The organism is Pseudomonas congelans (assembly GCF_900103225.1).
In the GTDB taxonomy this organism is placed as follows: Bacteria; Pseudomonadota; Gammaproteobacteria; order Pseudomonadales; family Pseudomonadaceae; genus Aquipseudomonas; species Aquipseudomonas congelans.
The window spans coordinates 127,360-143,325 of record NZ_FNJH01000010.1; the positions used below are offsets into that span (position 1 = coordinate 127,360).

Annotated in this window: 11 protein-coding genes; all 11 read left to right on the top strand. The window is 59.7% G+C overall.

Going from position 1 to position 15,966, the window contains the following annotated elements:
• Positions 1–302 precede the first annotated feature (302 nt).
• Entirely contained in the window at positions 303–1,052 is a 750-nt protein-coding gene (locus BLR20_RS24165; RefSeq protein ID WP_002551426.1) for a hypothetical protein, read from the top strand.
• A gap of 69 nt (positions 1,053–1,121) precedes the next feature.
• Complete coding sequence (gene tssB, locus BLR20_RS24170; RefSeq protein WP_003318241.1) at positions 1,122–1,655, top strand: type VI secretion system contractile sheath small subunit; 534 nt, start codon at positions 1,122–1,124, stop codon at positions 1,653–1,655.
• 14 nt (positions 1,656–1,669) lie between these two features.
• Complete coding sequence (tssC, locus tag BLR20_RS24175; protein WP_054993187.1) at positions 1,670–3,172, top strand: type VI secretion system contractile sheath large subunit; 1,503 nt, start codon at positions 1,670–1,672, stop codon at positions 3,170–3,172.
• 27 nt (positions 3,173–3,199) lie between these two features.
• Complete coding sequence (tssE, locus tag BLR20_RS24180) at positions 3,200–3,682, top strand: type VI secretion system baseplate subunit TssE (protein ID WP_003318239.1); 483 nt, start codon at positions 3,200–3,202, stop codon at positions 3,680–3,682.
• A complete protein-coding gene (gene tssF, locus BLR20_RS24185) occupies positions 3,682–5,514 on the top strand; it encodes a type VI secretion system baseplate subunit TssF (protein ID WP_054993188.1) in 1,833 nt (610 codons plus the stop codon). Before tssE ends, tssF begins: the two co-directional genes overlap by 1 nt.
• Complete coding sequence (gene tssG / locus BLR20_RS24190; RefSeq protein WP_054993189.1) at positions 5,478–6,548, top strand: type VI secretion system baseplate subunit TssG; 1,071 nt, start codon at positions 5,478–5,480, stop codon at positions 6,546–6,548. Before tssF ends, tssG begins: the two co-directional genes overlap by 37 nt.
• A complete protein-coding gene (gene tssH / locus BLR20_RS24195; protein ID WP_054993190.1) occupies positions 6,545–9,148 on the top strand; it encodes a type VI secretion system ATPase TssH in 2,604 nt (867 codons plus the stop codon). Before tssG ends, tssH begins: the two co-directional genes overlap by 4 nt.
• A gap of 25 nt (positions 9,149–9,173) precedes the next feature.
• Positions 9,174–9,929 carry a type VI secretion system lipoprotein TssJ gene (tssJ, locus tag BLR20_RS24200; protein ID WP_003420341.1) on the top strand — a complete coding sequence of 252 codons (756 nt, stop codon included), beginning with the start codon at positions 9,174–9,176 and terminating at the stop codon, positions 9,927–9,929.
• Positions 9,926–11,269: a type VI secretion system baseplate subunit TssK gene (gene tssK / locus BLR20_RS24205; RefSeq protein WP_054993191.1), complete on the top strand. Its 1,344-nt coding sequence runs from the start codon at positions 9,926–9,928 to the stop codon at positions 11,267–11,269. The genes tssJ and tssK overlap by 4 nt, the downstream gene beginning before the upstream one ends.
• Positions 11,266–11,979: a type IVB secretion system protein IcmH/DotU gene (icmH, locus tag BLR20_RS24210; protein ID WP_003318805.1), complete on the top strand. Its 714-nt coding sequence runs from the start codon at positions 11,266–11,268 to the stop codon at positions 11,977–11,979. The genes tssK and icmH overlap by 4 nt, the downstream gene beginning before the upstream one ends.
• A 30-nt stretch (positions 11,980–12,009) precedes the next feature.
• Positions 12,010–15,936: a type VI secretion protein IcmF/TssM N-terminal domain-containing protein gene (locus tag BLR20_RS24215; protein WP_054993192.1), complete on the top strand. Its 3,927-nt coding sequence runs from the start codon at positions 12,010–12,012 to the stop codon at positions 15,934–15,936.
• The last annotated feature ends 30 nt before the right edge of the window (positions 15,937–15,966 follow it).

The window sequence follows — 15,966 nt, forward strand, 5'->3', positions numbered from 1 at the left end:
GGGTGTAATCCAAAACACTGATGGCTCATAGTCATCATTGCTTACTGTAACGAAACCGAGAAAATATCTACCGTCCGTAGGAACTTTCCTACTAAAAATAGTGCCATAGACCACACTGCTGGCTAGACGACATCTATATGCCAGCACGAAATCCTCCCTCATTATTGTGGCGGTGTGTCTCTCAGTGACACCCATGGCAGGACCACTTCATGAGCAGGTGTGCAGTCGAGAAATTCGCAACTTTTCCCCGTCCCCGGTCTGATCCGGGATACGGTCGTGAAGGGTTCAAGGACGATGTACCGATGACTCAGACGTTCGATATAGAAGCATTGATCAAGCTGCGCAAGCAGACGCGCGCTATCTCCGACGCGCTCAAGGTGCAGGCGTCCGACTATCTGTCGACCCTCGCGCTGCTGATACGCCCGCAGACATTCTTCGGTGAATACCTGCAGGGCGCGCAGCGCAGCAGCGGCCGCGAGACGCAGCACCATTTCAAGGAGCTCAAGGAGCTCTATGACCGCATTGCTTCGGCAGAGCCGTTCAAGCTGGTCAATGAACTGGAAGTGCCGCTGAACCTGATCAGCACCACCCCCGAGCTGTTCCCGCTCGAATACGACATGGTGTTGTCACAAAGCGGGCAGACCATTCGCATCACCAGTCCGGTGCGTTGGGTGGTGGGCTTCAACTCGTTCGATCTGGCGCAGTTTCGCAAGGTCATCAAAGACCCGAATCGCAGCAGCGCCGAGCTGTATCGTTATGTAGTGCATTATCTGGTGCTGTTCTACTGCCTGAGCAAGTCACCGGGCATGAGCCGCCTGTTCGAAGGGCTGCGCTTCCCGGTCAGTTTCGAGCGATTGAAAGACTTTGGCGACCTGCCGTTCTGCGTGATCAGCTCGCCGGTACGCTCCGAACTGCCGGATGAGTCGGTCATTCGCAACAGTACGCAGATCGCGGGCAATACCAGCTTCGAAGAATTGGTCGGACACGAAAACATTCTGGAAATGAACGATGAAATCCGTCAGCGTCTGCTGCTGACGATTGAAGGACTCTAATCGCGCCCGGCCTGCCGCAGGCCCGGTACGCAAACGACTTGCAGCGAGTTGCTCGCACAGGAGATGACGATGGCGAAGAAGGAAAGTACCCAGCACAAACTTGACCGCGTTCGCGCGCCTCGGGTCCATATCACTTACGACGTGGACATCGGCGATGCTCAGGAAAAGAAAGAGCTGCCATTCGTTGTAGGCGTTCTGGGCGATTTCTCCGGCAACCCGCTGGAGCCGCTGCCCAAGCTCAAGGATCGCAAGTTCATCTTCATCGACCGCGACAACTTCAACGGCGTCCTGAAAGGCATCAAGCCGCGCCTGGCGTATCGCGTCGACAACACCCTGGCAAAAGACGGCACCCAACTCGGTGTCGAGCTGAACTTCAATGCGCTGGAAGACTTCGAGCCGCAGAACGTCGTGCGTCAGGTCGAGCCGCTGCGCAAGCTGCTGGAAGTGCGCAACAAGCTGGCTGACCTGCGTAACAAGATGGGTGGCAACGACAAGCTTGAAGAACTGCTGATGGACGTGTTGCAGAACACTGAAAAGCTGAAAACCCTGGGCAAGGAATTCGGCCGTGAAGCCGCCGTTCCCGCCACCGACAGCAAAGAGTAAGGAGGAGCCTGACGATGACCGATAAGCAACCCGTGACTCAGCAGGACAGCACCCTGGTTGAAGTGGAAAACTTCGCCCCGCAATCCTCCCTGCTCGACAGCATCATTTCCGAAAGCCGCGTTGCGCGCTCCGAAACCGAGCGCACCCGTACCCGCGATCTGATCGGCGAACTGGTGGCTCAGGTACTTGAAGGCGAAATGACGCCGAGCAAGGACCTGATTGCCGTGCTCGACGCGCGCATCGCCGAGATCGATTCGATGCTCTCCGAGCAAATGAATGAAATCATGCACGCCCGTGAATTCCAGCAACTGGAAGCGTCCTGGCGCGGCCTGAAATATCAGGTTGACCAGACCGAGACCAGCACCACGCTGAAGATTCACCTGCTCAACGCGTCGAAAAAAGACCTCGTGCGTGACCTCAAGGCGTCGTCCGAATTCGACCAGAGCGCACTGTTCAAGAAGATCTACGAAGAAGAGTACGGCACCTTCGGTGGCGCGCCGTTCGGCATGTTGCTGGGTGACTACGAGTTCAACCGCAGCCCGGAAGACATGTACCTGCTGGAAGAGATCTCCCACGTGGCAGCCGCTGCCCACGCGCCGTTCATCTCGGCAGCCTCGGCCGAGTTGTTCGGCTGGGACTCGTTCACCGACATGGCCGGCCCTCGCGATCTGGCGAAGATCTTCGACACAGTCGAATACGCCAAGTGGAAGTCGTTCCGCGCCTCTGAAGACTCCCGCTACGTCGGCCTGACTCTGCCGCACGTGCTGGGTCGTCTGCCGTATGGCCCGGATACCACGCCTGTCGAAGAATTCAACTTCGTCGAAAGCGTCGATGGCCGTGACCACAACAAATACCTGTGGATGAACGCTGCCTACGCGCTGGGCACCCGCGTGACCGATGCGTTCTCGCGCTATGGCTGGTGCGTGGCGATCCGTGGTGTGGAAGGCGGTGGTCTGGTCGAAGGCCTGCCGACGCACACCTTCAAGACCGATGACGGCGAAATCGCGCTCAAATGCCCGACTGAAATCGCCATCACCGACCGTCGCGAAAAAGAGCTCTCGGACCTCGGCTTCATTCCGCTGGTTCACTGCAAAGGCACCGACTACGCCGCGTTTTTCGGCACCCAGTCGACCCAGAAGCAGAAGCAGTACAACACCGACATTGCCAACGCCAACGCGCGTCTGTCGGCGCAACTGCAATACATCTTCGCGACCTCGCGTATCGCTCACTACATGAAAGCGATCATGCGCGACAAGATCGGCAGTTTTGCATCGCGTAAGGATGTCGAGCTGTTCCTCAACAAGTGGCTGTCCAGCTACGTGTTGCTGGATGACACCGCCAGCCAGGAAGCCAAGGCCAAGTTCCCGCTGCGCGAGGCGCGTGCCGAAGTGTTCGAAGTTCCTGGCAAACCTGGCGTCTACAAGGCCGTGACTTACCTGCGTCCGCATTACCAACTGGATGAACTGACGGCATCGCTGCGTCTGGTCGCCGAATTGCCGCAATCGACACGCGGCTAACGTCAATCACTTAGCCAGGGAGGCAACATGAGTAGTCAACACAAGCTGTTGCCTTCATTGCTGGATCGATTGCTCGACGATCGTCCACATCAGTCCGTGGAATCGTCATCGCAGCGGTTGAGCTCGCTGGCCGATTACAAGGCCAGCATCGTTCGTGACCTGGAGATTCTGGTGAACACTCGCCAGTCTCTGGTCGCTGGCGAGCTGGAAGGTTTCGCCAATCTGAGCGGCACCATCCTCGACTACGGTATGCCCGACTTCACCAGTAGAAGCGTGCTCGACCCACAGGATCGTCTTTTGATCCAGCGCCAGCTGGAAAAGGCCATCTCGGTGGGCGACCGACGCTTTCGCAGCGTGAAAGTCCAGTTGCTTGCACAACAGACCGGCCAACGCATGCTGACTTTTCGTGTGGACGCAGTACTGCGTCTGCAGGACATTTCGCGTCAGGTTTCCTTTGACGCCGTGCTGCAGGTCAACACTCAGGAATACAAAGTGCAGAACCTCAACTGATGCTCGACGATCTGCTGCCCTATTACGAGAAGGAACTCTCGCACCTGCGCTTTCTGGGCCAGGAATTTGCCGCTCAATATCCGAAGATCGCTTCGCGACTGCTGATTGAGGGCGACAACTGCGAGGACCCGCATACGGAGCGCCTGATCGAGGCGTTCTCGTTCCTGTCGGCGCGCGTGCACAAGAAACTCGATGACGAGTTTCCGGAAATCGTCGAGTCGTTCCTCGAGGTGCTATACCCGCATTACCTGCGCCCTACCCCGTCGATGTCCATCGTCGAGTTCAACATGGGCAAGCAGGAAAAGGTCACCGAGTCCTATCGCGTGGCTCGACACACCGAGCTGCACGCCAATCCGGTGGATGGCATCGTGTGCAAGTTCCGGACGTGCTACCCGGTCGAGTTATGGCCGATTGCCGTGCAGAGCGCGTCGTTCATCGAAATGGAGCGTTCGGCGTTCAACGGCCACAGCGCAGACCTGATTGCGCGTCTGCGCATTGGTCTGACGGCCACCTCCGACGTGTTGTTCGGCAAGATGGAAATGGACAGCCTGCGCTTCTTCCTCGATGGCGAAAGCACGCTCATGCATCAGCTGTATGAGCTGCTGTTCAATAACCTGGCCAAGGCCACGCTGTCCTTCGAAGACGAAGGCCGCATTCGCGAAGTGGTGCTGCCAGCCGGTGCCTTGAAGTCTGTCGGTTACGGTCTGGATGAAGGGCTGGTGGATTACTCGGAGCGTTCGTTTCTGGGTTATCGGTTGCTGCACGAGTACTTCACCTTCCCGGACAAGTTCATGTTCTTCGACCTGTCGGGCTTTGCGCGCATTCTGGCGGGTAAAGAGATCGGCAAAGTGGAGATCAATTTCTACTTTTCCGACTACGACCTGACGGATCGTCTGGCACGCCTGACGCAGAACATCAGCCGCAACAATTTCAAGCTCAACTGCACGCCGATCATAAACCTGTTCCGCCAGCAGGCCGAGCCGATCAAGCTGACCCACGTCCAGCATGAATACGCTGTCACGCCGGATGTGCGCCTGCAAAGCTCCGCCGAAGTGGTCTCGATCGATCGCGTGCGCCGGGTGAAGAAGATCAATGGCAATGACCAGGTCGGCACCTGCCATCCGTTCTTCGAACCACGCGGCGATCAAGGCCCGGGGCAGAGTTTCTGGATCGCCCGGCGCCGGCCTACGCAGAGTCGGCAAAGCGATGGCTCGAACATGTTCATCCGGGTCGTGGATCGGGATCTGGAGCTGATCGATTCCAACAACGACACGCTAAGTATCCGTCTGACATGCAGCAATCGCGACCTGCCATTGATGCTGCCTTTCGGCGGCGAGCGCGGCGATTTCAATATTCCTTCGAATTCGGTGATCAAGGACATCCGCTGCCTGCGCAAGCCGACGGCGACGGTGCGTGTGCCGCTGGGCAACGGGGTGATCTGGCGGCTTATTTCGCACCTGTCACTCAACCACATGTCGCTGGTTTCCAAGGGACGCGAGGTGCTGCTGGAACTGCTGTCGCTATACAACTACCGCAACGTGTCGGCGATTCGCAAACAGATCAACGGGATCGTTTCGGTGAGCAGCGAGCCGGTCGTGGCGCGCATCGGCCATCCGCGCCCGAACTTCGTGCGCGGCGTCGGCATTACGCTGAAGTTCGATGAAAGCCAGTACACCGGCAGCGGCGTGTTCCTGTTCGGCATGGTGCTTGACCACTTCTTTGGTCAGTACTGCTCGATGAACAGCTTTACCCAATTAACCCTTCGCACCTTGCAGCGCGAAAAGAGAGTGGTCCAATGGCCCCCGCGAACAGGCGATCAACCCCTGGTCTGATCGACCAGGCAAGGGCTGAGCCGCACCGATTCGAATTTTTCCAGTTGGTGCGTTTGCTTCGCCTGCACTACAGCAGGAACGGGCGTATGGACCTGGAAACCAGGCCGCACGAAGACCCTCTGCGCTTTCGTTCGCAGCTGTCGCTGAACTTCCCGGCCAGTGAAGTCAGCGACCTGCAGTTCGAACGCGAAGGCAAGCTCTCGGCGGCAGGTTTGCCGCTGTCCGAGGTGCAGGTCACGTTCATGGGCCTGGTCGGTCCTTCGGGCGTGCTGCCGCGCCCGTACACCGAGCTGCTGATCGACCGGCATATCCAGTATCGAGACGACGCCGCACATGCGTTTCTGGATATCTTTTCGCATCGCATGACCACGCTGTTTTACGAGGCGTGGCAGAAGTACAAGTTTTACATCGAGTACGAGCGCAACGGCACCTCGAACTTCGACCGTTATTTGCTCAACCTGGTGGGGTTCGGTCCCGAAGGCCTGAAGCAGAAGTTCGATAAGGGCGAGTCTCCCCTGCGTCGCGAACTGTTCAGCTACTTCTCGGGCATGTTCGCCCAGAAGCCGCGCAACGCCCTGAACCTTGAGGTCATGCTGAGTTTTTACTTCTCGCTGCCGTTCAAGATCCAGCAGTTCGCCGGACGCTGGCTGAAGCTCGACAGCAGCCAGTGCACGCAGCTGGGCCGCAAGAATGCAGTGCTGGGGCAAAGCGCCGTGGCCGGCAATCGTGTCTGGGATTACCAGTCGTGTGTGCGTATCGAAATGGGGCCTCTGGATCTGGCCGACTACCAGCGTTTTCAGCCAGGCACAGTGGACTACCGCAAGCTGGTTGAACTGGTGCGTTTTTATGTGGGTGCCGAACTGGACTTCCAGATTGCACCCAGGCTCAAGCGCGAAGCTGTACCCGTGGCCCGTCTGGGCCGCCAAGGCAATGTATCGCTGGGCTGGCTTGGCTGGCTCAAACGCCCCGGTGTCGACGTGGAGCCTTCCCGTTGCGCCGTTTTCCATATTCCTTTTGATGGGGTCTCCCTGTGAACCTGAAGTCCCTGTTCGCCAAGCTGAACGAAACGAGCCGCACTGCCACTGAAAGCGCTGCTGCGCTGTGCCTGTCGGAGAACCATTACGACGTTGAAGTCGAGCACTTGCTGCTGCAATTGCTCGATAACAACGACAACGATCTGCCGGTGATCCTGCGCCACTACGATGTGGTGCCTGATCGCCTGCAGGCACAGTTGGTCACCGCGCTGGGGACGTTCAAGAAAGGCAACACGCGGACGCCTGCGCTCTCGCCGCACATCACCCGCATGATCGAGCAGGCCTGGGTGCTGGCATCGATCGAGTTCGGTCAGTCTCAGATCCGTACCGGCCATCTTGTGCAGGCATTGCTGGATGACGATGCACTGCGTCGCGTGGTCATCGGCTCGGCGCCGGAGCTGGAGAAGATCAACGCTGACGACCTGCGCCTGAACATGAGCGCGCTGGTCGAGGGCAGCCCCGAGACCAGGCTGAGCAAGCCACTGGCCAACGCCGACGCCAGCACGGGCGCCACCACCAAAGGCAACGGCAAGACGCCGGCCCTGGACCAGTACACCGTCAACCTGACCCAGAGCGCTCGCGATGGTCGGATCGACCCGGTGCTGGGACGCGAATTCGAAGTGCGGCAGATGGTCGACATCCTGACCCGCCGCCGCCAGAACAACCCGATCCTGACCGGTGAAGCCGGCGTCGGTAAAACAGCCGTGGTGGAGGGCCTGGCGCTGCGCATCGTGCAGGGCGACGTGCCGTCGGTGCTCAAGGGCGTCGCCATTCACACGCTGGATCTGGGCCTGTTGCAGGCCGGCGCCGGGGTCAAGGGCGAGTTCGAAAACCGCCTCAAGTCGGTCATCGAAGAAACCAAACGCAGCCTGCACCCGATTATTCTGTTTATTGATGAAGCCCACACGCTGATCGGTTCGGGCGGGCAAGCCGGGCAGAACGATGCCGCCAATCTGCTCAAGCCTGCCCTGGCGCGCGGCGAGCTGCGCACCATCGCCGCCACCACCTGGGCCGAGTACAAAAAGTATTTCGAGAAGGATGCCGCGCTGGCTCGACGCTTCCAGGTCGTGAAAGTCGAAGAGCCTGACGAAGACAAGGCCATCCACATGCTTCGCGGGTTGCTGGCGAAGATGCAGGAACACCACAAGGTCGCTGTGATGGACGAAGCGCTGGTGCAGGCCGTGCGCCTGTCCAATCGTTACATCACTGGCCGCCAGCTGCCCGACAAGGCAGTCAGCGTGCTCGACACCGCTTGCGCACGCGTTGCTCTGGGCCAATCAGCACAGCCGGGAGCGCTGGAAGACTGCAAGCGTCACATCGACAACCTGAACGCAGAAATCACCGTACTGGAGCAGGAAACCGCCAAGGGCAGCGATCACGCACGCCGCCTGACAGCCCTGCATGAAGAGCTGAAAGCCGAACAGGAGACCCGCGAGTCGCTGGAACAGCAGTGGAAACGCGAGCTGGAGCTGGTCGAGAAGCTAGGAGCACTCAGCGTTCCGGAAAGCGGCGAGCCTGATGCCGGGCAGATTGCTGCGGTACGCGCAGAACTGGCCAGCGTGCAGGGCGAACAACCGCTGGTCCACGCACTGGTCGATGGCGGCACGATTGGCGAGGTGATTTCCGGCTGGACCGGCATTCCGCTGGGCAAGATGCTGCGCGACGAAATCGACACCGTGCAAAGCCTGCCCGCGCTGCTGGGCGAACGCGTGCTGGGTCAGGACCACGCACTCGAAGAGATCGGCAAGCGCATCAAGATTTCCCGTGCCCGCATGGAAGACCCGAACAAGCCGATCGGTGTGTTCCTGCTGTTGGGCCCGAGCGGTGTCGGCAAGACCGAAACGGCACTGGCCCTGGCTGACACGCTGTATGGCGGCGAACGTAACGTCATCACCATCAACATGTCCGAATATCAGGAAGCCCACACCGTCTCCAGCCTGAAAGGCTCACCGCCTGGCTATGTCGGTTATGGCGAAGGTGGCGTGCTCACCGAAGCCGTGCGCCGCAAGCCTTACAGCGTGGTGCTGCTCGACGAGGTGGAGAAAGCCCACCCGGATGTGCTCGAGCTGTTTTTCCAGGTCTTCGACAAAGGCGTGCTGGACGATGGCGAAGGTCGCGAGATCAACTTCCGCAATACCGTGATCATCCTCACCTCCAACACCGGCACTGATCGCATCATGCAGTGGTGCCTGAACACCGAGCAGAAGCCGACTCCCGACGACATCGTGGAAGGCCTGCGCGACGAGCTGAATCAGGTGTTCAAACCGGCCTTCCTGGGTCGCCTGACCATCGTGCCGTATTACCCGGTGCAGGACGCGATTCTGGAACGCATCGTCGGCCTGAAACTGGAGCGCATCCGCAAGCGTTTCGAGCGCAATCATCAGGCGGTGCTGCGTTACGACGAAGCGCTGATCAAGGCTATCGCGTCGCGCTGCACGGAAGTCGACAGCGGCGCACGCAATATCGACAACATCCTGTCCAAGACCCTCATGCCGGAGCTCGCTCAGCGGGTGCTGGAGCGGATGGCGCAGGACAAGCCGATTCAGAGCCTGGCCATCGACCTGGGCAGCGATGGCGACTTCGCTTACACCCTGAGCTGATCGATCACCCCATAGGTAAGACGTGATGAATAAAAGACTTCAAGGCAATTGTTCCTCGAAGCCAGCCTTGGCAAGGTGCCTGGCTGTTCTGGCAATGATGATGGCTCTGTCCGCCTGCGGCGTGACAGACCGTGTCGCCAAGCGCATGGATGACACCTGGGCTGGCGACATGATGTTCGGTGACAACGAAAAGGTCATCCTGACGACTGACGGCGGCAACCAGCTCAACCCCGACGAGTACGGCAAACCGCTCTCGGTGGTGGTGCGCGTTTATCAACTGTCCTCTCTGGAGCGCTTCGAGTCGATCAACGCCGACACCCTCTGGGATGATCCGCAAAAGGCTCTGGGCAACACGCTGGTCGAAAGCCGGGAGCTGATTCTGTTGCCAGGCATGGGCCAGACCGATCAATGGCCGCTGAACCCGAATGCCTCGTACGTGGGCATCGCGGCGTTCTTCCGCACCGACGTCGACAGCCGCTGGAAGGTCGCGTTCGACGCCAATACGCTGCGCAAGGATGGCATCTGGTTCTCGTCCGACGGCGTGCGTGTGCTGGTGGACAACAACTACATCCTCGCGGTGCGTGGTGTGGACGTGCTGAACAAACTCAAGACTGAAGAGCAGTTCAACAAATCCAATTCGATTCCCGAACAACCCGCCGGCAAAAGCATGACCGAGCGCGCGCAGGACGCAGCTGTCCAGCAGGTTCAGGACTCGGCCGGCAGTGCTGCCAAAAAGGCAGCTGACTCACAATTCAATTCTCTGTTGGAAGGCGCCAAATGAGTAAACAAAGCCGCGTGATGTGGTCGGAAGGCATGTTCCTTTTGCCGCAACATTTCCAATATCAGGATGAGTTTCATCAACATCAGCTTGCTGAGTCGACGCTGCGCTCCACGCCCTTTCACTGGGGTGTGCAAACGCTGGAAGTCGACGTCGAGGCGCTGGCGACAGGCTCCCTGCAACTGAAGCGTCTGAAGCTGGTGTTCCCGGACGGCAGCCTTTACGACGCGCCGCAGCACGACCCGCTGCCCGCCGCCCGTGACCTGAAAAACCTGACCAAAGGCGGAGAAATCAAGGTCTACGCAGCGCTCAAATTGCCTGAGCCCTTTGGCCTGAACTACGTTGAGGACGGCCAGGAACAGAAGAGCGCGCGACGCTTTCGCAAACAGTTCGACACCCTGCCGGACCTCAACGAAGGCGATCTGGAAAACGAAATCACCAGCCTGCGTCTGAACGTGGTGATGCTGGTCGATGGCGACAGTCTGGATGGCTACAGCTACTGCCCGATTGCCCGACTGGCACGCAATAGCATCGGCGGCTTTAACCTGGATGCGCATTTTGTGCACCCGACGCTGCACGTGGGCACCCACGAGACGCTGGTCGGTCTCGGCAGACGTTTGATCAGCGTACTGCAAGCCAAGAGCAAGGCGCTTTCAGGCCGCCGCCGCGAGCGTGCTGACCAGATCGCCGAGTTCGGCTCCAGCGACGTCACCTTGTTCTGGCTGCTGAATACCGTCAACCGCGCCTACCCGCAACTGGCTCACCTGCTGACGCATCCACGCCTGCACCCGGAGCGTCTGTATCTGTTTCTGGCGGAACTGGCGGGTGGTTTGCTGACCTTCTCGCTGGACACTCAGCTCACCGACATTCCCGACTACGATCATCAGGACCCGGCGGCCTCGCTGGTCAAGCTCGACGAACTGGTTCGTCTGCTGCTTGAAAACGTGATTCCGAACCAGTGCATCGTCATCAACCTGAGTCAGGTCCGGCCTTCCTACTGGCAGGGCCAGTTGCTGGACCCGCGCCTTACCGAAGCCGACTTTTACATCTCGGTGCATGCCGACATGCCCGGCTCCAGCCTGCTGGAACTGGTACCGCGTGCGTTCAAGGTCGGTTCGCCGGAAGACATCGAAGTGGTCGTCAACAGCGCCATGCCGGGCGTCACGCTGAACCACTCGACGCGCCTGCCAAACGCCATTCCGGTGCGCCTGGACAACCACTACTTCTCCATCGAGCCGCATGGCCGGGTGTATGAACGCATGATGGAAGCCCAGGCCATTTCCTTCTACGCGCCCAGCGCGTTTACCAATCTCAAGCTCGAACTGTTGGCGGTGCTTAAATGACTGAAGCCGTGATGCAAGGTGCCGCTACGGCCGCAACCGAAAAACCTACGCTCAAAGACCTGGTACGTGACTTCATCACCATGGCGCTGATTGTCCGTCGCGGCCGCCAAGCGATCTCGGTCACTGCCTTCGAATCCAGCGTCGATACCTTTTTCGCCAACTTGGAGCGTCAGGCGCGCAGCGCCAACTACAGCGTTGAACAGGTCAAGGACGCCCAGTACGCACTGTGCGCATTCCTTGATGAGAGCGTGCTGCGTTCGGGCGACAACGACATGCGTCGCCACTTCGAAATGGAGCCGTTGCAGTTCCGTTATTTCGGGGTTCACCTGGCGGGCGAAGGCTTCTTCGAGAAAATCGAACTGCTGCGCGCCGACGTGAAAAAGAACCTGGATGTGCTTGAGGTGTATCACCTGTGCCTGGCCCTGGGTTTCGAAGGCAAATTCGGGCTGGGTCAGAAGGACCAGTTGCGCTACCTGGCCAACACGCTGGGCCAGGACATCGCACGCTACCGCAAGACGCCCAAGGCGCTGTCGCCTGACTGGGCATTGCCTGACCAGGTGTCGCAAATGCTTCGCCATGAAGTTCCGGTATGGCTTTACCTGGTGCTCATCGCCCTCGTATGCCTGGGTGTCTATCTGACGCTTGACTGGTTGCTGGGCAAAGACGTGGCCGCGTTGGCCGAACAAATCAGCCAACTGTTCAATGCTTGAGTCCCGATCAGGTAACCGAGTCAGGAAGACATGAAGACATTACTGCGCCTGTTAAAAAGTTTCTGGTTCCTGGTCCCGATACTGTGGCTGATCAGCCTGGCTGTCTGCTGGTTTTTCGCTCCAAGGATCAGCTGGCTGCAAGGCTACACGCTCGAAGCGATGGCAATCATCAGCGCCTTCTACCTGCTGCTGATCGTACTGCGCCAATACCGCCGGATTCGCACCGAACACAACCTCGAGAACCTGGTTCAGATCGAAGTTGACCGCTCGCTGAAATCCACCGGTGAGTTCCGTGATCAGCAAGTGCTGCGCGACCGCCTCAAGCACGCCATCGCCATGCTGCGCACCGATCGCTCGGCAGGCGGTGGCGGCTCCTCGGCGCTCTACGACCTGCCCTGGTATCTGGTCATTGGCATGTCCGCAGCGGGCAAGACCTCGTTGCTGACCCGCTCCGGCCTGTCCGCCAGCATTGCCAGCAGCGCCAATGACACGGAAAGCGGCACCCAGCACTGCGACTGGTACTTCAGCCCTGAAGCCGTGATGATCGACACCGCTGGCCGCTACCTTCGCGATGATCAGTCCGCCAGCGAATTTGCGGCGTTCCTGCGCATGCTCAAAAAGCAGCGCAGCAAGGCCGCCGTCAATGGTCTGGTGCTGGTGGTCAGCCTGCCGGAGCTGTTGGCCGCCTCTTCCGCCGAACGCAACGAAATGGGCGCACGCCTGGTCACGCGCATCGAGGAATACACCGATTGCCTGGACGCCAATCCACCGATCTACCTGATGCTGACCAAGACCGACCAACTGCCCGGCTTCAACCAGGCCTTCGACGGCATGGACCTGAACGAGCGCCAGCAGCCGCTGGGCATGACGTTCGGTCTGAACGAGATCAACACCGAAAGCCTGCGCACGGTGCTCGATAGCAAGCTGGCGAACCTGCAGGCGCACGTCAGTCGCCATGTCGATGCACAGATCATCGCGCTGGGTGCCGATGCCAACAGCGCCCTGCTGAACTTCCCCAACTACTTTGCCGAGCTGTCGACGATACTCGAGCAGTTCCTGCAGCATTTCGCGCGCAGTAACGTCAACGGTACGCAGTTGTTGCTGCGCGGCCTGTACTTCACCAGTGCCCTGCAAACCGACAAGCAACTGACACCGGTGTATGAAGACGAGCTGTCAGAGTCGTTCGTGTTGCGGCCGGCGAAACCATACGGTGCAGTAGAGGAAGAGGAAGAAGAACACCGGAAAATCAGTGATCGCAGTTACTTCATCACCGATACCTTCCGCCGCGTCATTTTCCCTGATCGTGACCTGACCCTGTACCAGTCACGGCATGGCCGCGACCGCTCGATTGGCCCGATCGTCATCGCTGCGGCGCTGTTCGCCGGGCTGGCCTTCATCGGCTGGCAGGCCCTGTCGTTCCAGAAAAACCGCGAGTGGCTGGCCAACATCAGCCAGCAGTTGCGCGAACTGGAGCAATCCCCGGACCGGGCACAACGCCTCGCCTCGGGCCAGGGCCTGGAGCTGCTGCGCAATCAGTTGGCAACCATCGAGAAATACCGCACCAAGGGCGTACCGCTGCAACTCAGTGGCGGCCTGTACCGTGGCGACGATATCTACTTCGCCACCCAGACCGCCTACTTGCAGCAGCTGCGTACCCAGGCGCTGGAGCCGATCACGCTGAAACTGCAATTGCAGATGCGTGAATTCAACGAGTTCGCCAAAACCATGGACCCGCAGTATGGCTTCGGGGCCGCCGCTGCCGGTTCGGACAGCAAGACCGGCAAGGCGCGTGCGCAAGGCCGGAAACTGCTGGACCGTGGCGCTCGCAACGTCGCTGCAGGCCGTCCGACCAGCCTGAGCAGCATTCCGCGCAGCACCGGCGACGTTACCAATCGCCTGACCGGCGCCGCGAGAAACACGGCCAGCCAGACACGCAGCGAGGCCATCGCCGCGCTGCGTAACCCGGCCACCGCAAATGATGCGGCCGAGTTGTCGGCCACCACGGGCGGTTTGTCGCTGTCGGAGGAGATGCTCGGACGACTCGATGAACGGCAGGTGGCATCCATCATCGAGTCGTACAACGCTCTCAAGCTTTATCTGATTCTGACTCAGCCGACCACGCACCCGGAAACCGAGTTCGTCAACGCGGCGTTGCCGGTGGCCTGGGCGGATATTTCCAGCGAGACCAATCCGATCAGCGACGACGTTATCGAGGACAACTCGCCGGTCTACGTACAGTTGCTCAAGAACGGCGACGCGCCGGCCATGCCGCGCAATGAGCAGTTGATCGACGAGACCCGCAAGAGCCTGAAGTTTTTCATGATCTCCAGCTCGCTGGTGGACCGTGAATACCTGCGCCTGCAACTGGAATCCAGCCGTCAGTTCCCGGCTATCGGGCTGAATGATCTGGTGCCGATGCCGGGTCGTCAGCTGCTGTACGGTTCGGAAGCCGTGCCTGCGATTTTCACCCGTCAGGGCTGGGAAGAGTTCGTGAAGCCCGAGCTGATCAAGCTGGTGTCCGGCAACCTGCGTAACGAATCGGACTGGGTGCTCGATGGTGAAGGCGGCGACAGCGTGGTGCAGAAGGCCAACTTCGTCCGTGAGTTTATGTCCCGCTACAAGCGTGACTACACGAAAGTCTGGTACACCATGATCGACAGCGTGGGCGTACGTCGCTTCAGCGACATGGCCAACGCCACGCAGCAGTTGTCATTGCTCAGTGATGTGCGCAATTCGCCGGTCAAGCTGCTGCTTGCCACCGTCAACGACAACACGCAATGGGACGTCCCTGCTGTTCGCGAGGCGCAACAGACCGGGGTCAAGCGCGACGATGGCTTCTGGGGCAAGGTCACCGGCATCTTCGACAACAAGGAAGCGGCCGCCAGCGTACTGGTCTCGCCACTGCCTGCGGTGGATGACGGCAGTCTGGCCAAGCGTTTCGAGCCTGTATCGCGGGTTTTCGCCACACAGAACGCCGAAGGCGCCGACAGCACCATCATGGATCGCTACCTGGCAGCGCTGCGCAAGCTCAAAGTGCGGATGAACAACATCCAGCGCTCGCAGGATGTCGGCAAGAGCAGCAAGCAGTTGATCAGCGAAACTCTCGAAGGGCAGCCGAGCGAAGTCACCAACGTGCGTAACTACGTTGAAACCACGGTCGATACCAGCCAGGGCGGGCTTTCCACTTCGCTGCAAAGCCTGTTCAGCCTGCCGATTCAGTTCGCCTGGGAAACACTGCGTGATCCGGCTGGCGAACAGATCGCCAAAGCCTGGGCCAAACAGGTCGCCAAGCCCTGGGAGCAGGTCATGGCTCACCGGTACCCGATTGCTGCAGACAGCCGCAACGAGGCCTCGGTGAAAGACCTGCAGCGCTTCGTCGACCCGGAGTCGGGCCTGCTGCCCAACTTCAAACGCAATGAAATCGGCAATCTGTCCGATGGCGAAGGGCTCGGCATGGGCAGCGGGGCCAAGGCGGCACCGCTGGTCAACCCGAAAATGGTCAGCAACATCGACAAGGCCAGTTCGCTGGGCGAAGTCATCGCCAGCCTCTCGGACCGCGACAACGGCTTCGAGATCATGCTTGAGCCGTCGGCCTACTTCACCGATATCATCTTCACGCTGGATGGCCAGGAGCAGCACTACCGCAACGGCAAGACCAGCTGGAGCCGCTTCTCGTGGCCTGGCACTACCACAGCGCCAGGCGCACGCCTGGATGTGGTCACCCTGTCCGGCGAACGCATTACCGTGTTCGACTACACCGGCCGCTGGGGCCTGCTGCGCATGAACGACAGCGCACGCGTGGCTGACCTCGACGGCATCCAGCAGCGATTCAGCTGGAACACGGCCAAAGGGCCGGTCAGTCTGGTGGTACGCAACTATGGCGGCGTGAAGCTGACCGACCTGGCCAACGTCAAGGCGCTGAGCGCGCTTAACGCAACCGATGGGCGGAGCAAGTGAGGATGCACATGCTGGATCTGGAGGGCGGTC

Bases quoted from the DNA above. Each gene is read 5' to 3' on its own strand.
- BLR20_RS24165 (WP_002551426.1), top strand. From the start codon at position 303: ATGACTCAGACGTTCGATATAGAAGCATTGATCAAGCTGCGCAAGCAG.
- tssB (WP_003318241.1), top strand. From the start codon at position 1,122: ATGGCGAAGAAGGAAAGTACCCAGCACAAACTTGACCGCGTTCGCGCG.
- tssC (WP_054993187.1), top strand. From the start codon at position 1,670: ATGACCGATAAGCAACCCGTGACTCAGCAGGACAGCACCCTGGTTGAA.
- tssE (WP_003318239.1), top strand. From the start codon at position 3,200: ATGAGTAGTCAACACAAGCTGTTGCCTTCATTGCTGGATCGATTGCTC.
- tssF (WP_054993188.1), top strand. From the start codon at position 3,682: ATGCTCGACGATCTGCTGCCCTATTACGAGAAGGAACTCTCGCACCTG.
- tssG (WP_054993189.1), top strand. From the start codon at position 5,478: ATGGCCCCCGCGAACAGGCGATCAACCCCTGGTCTGATCGACCAGGCA.
- tssJ (WP_003420341.1), top strand. From the start codon at position 9,174: ATGAATAAAAGACTTCAAGGCAATTGTTCCTCGAAGCCAGCCTTGGCA.
- tssK (WP_054993191.1), top strand. From the start codon at position 9,926: ATGAGTAAACAAAGCCGCGTGATGTGGTCGGAAGGCATGTTCCTTTTG.
- icmH (WP_003318805.1), top strand. From the start codon at position 11,266: ATGACTGAAGCCGTGATGCAAGGTGCCGCTACGGCCGCAACCGAAAAA.
- BLR20_RS24215 (WP_054993192.1), top strand. From the start codon at position 12,010: ATGAAGACATTACTGCGCCTGTTAAAAAGTTTCTGGTTCCTGGTCCCG.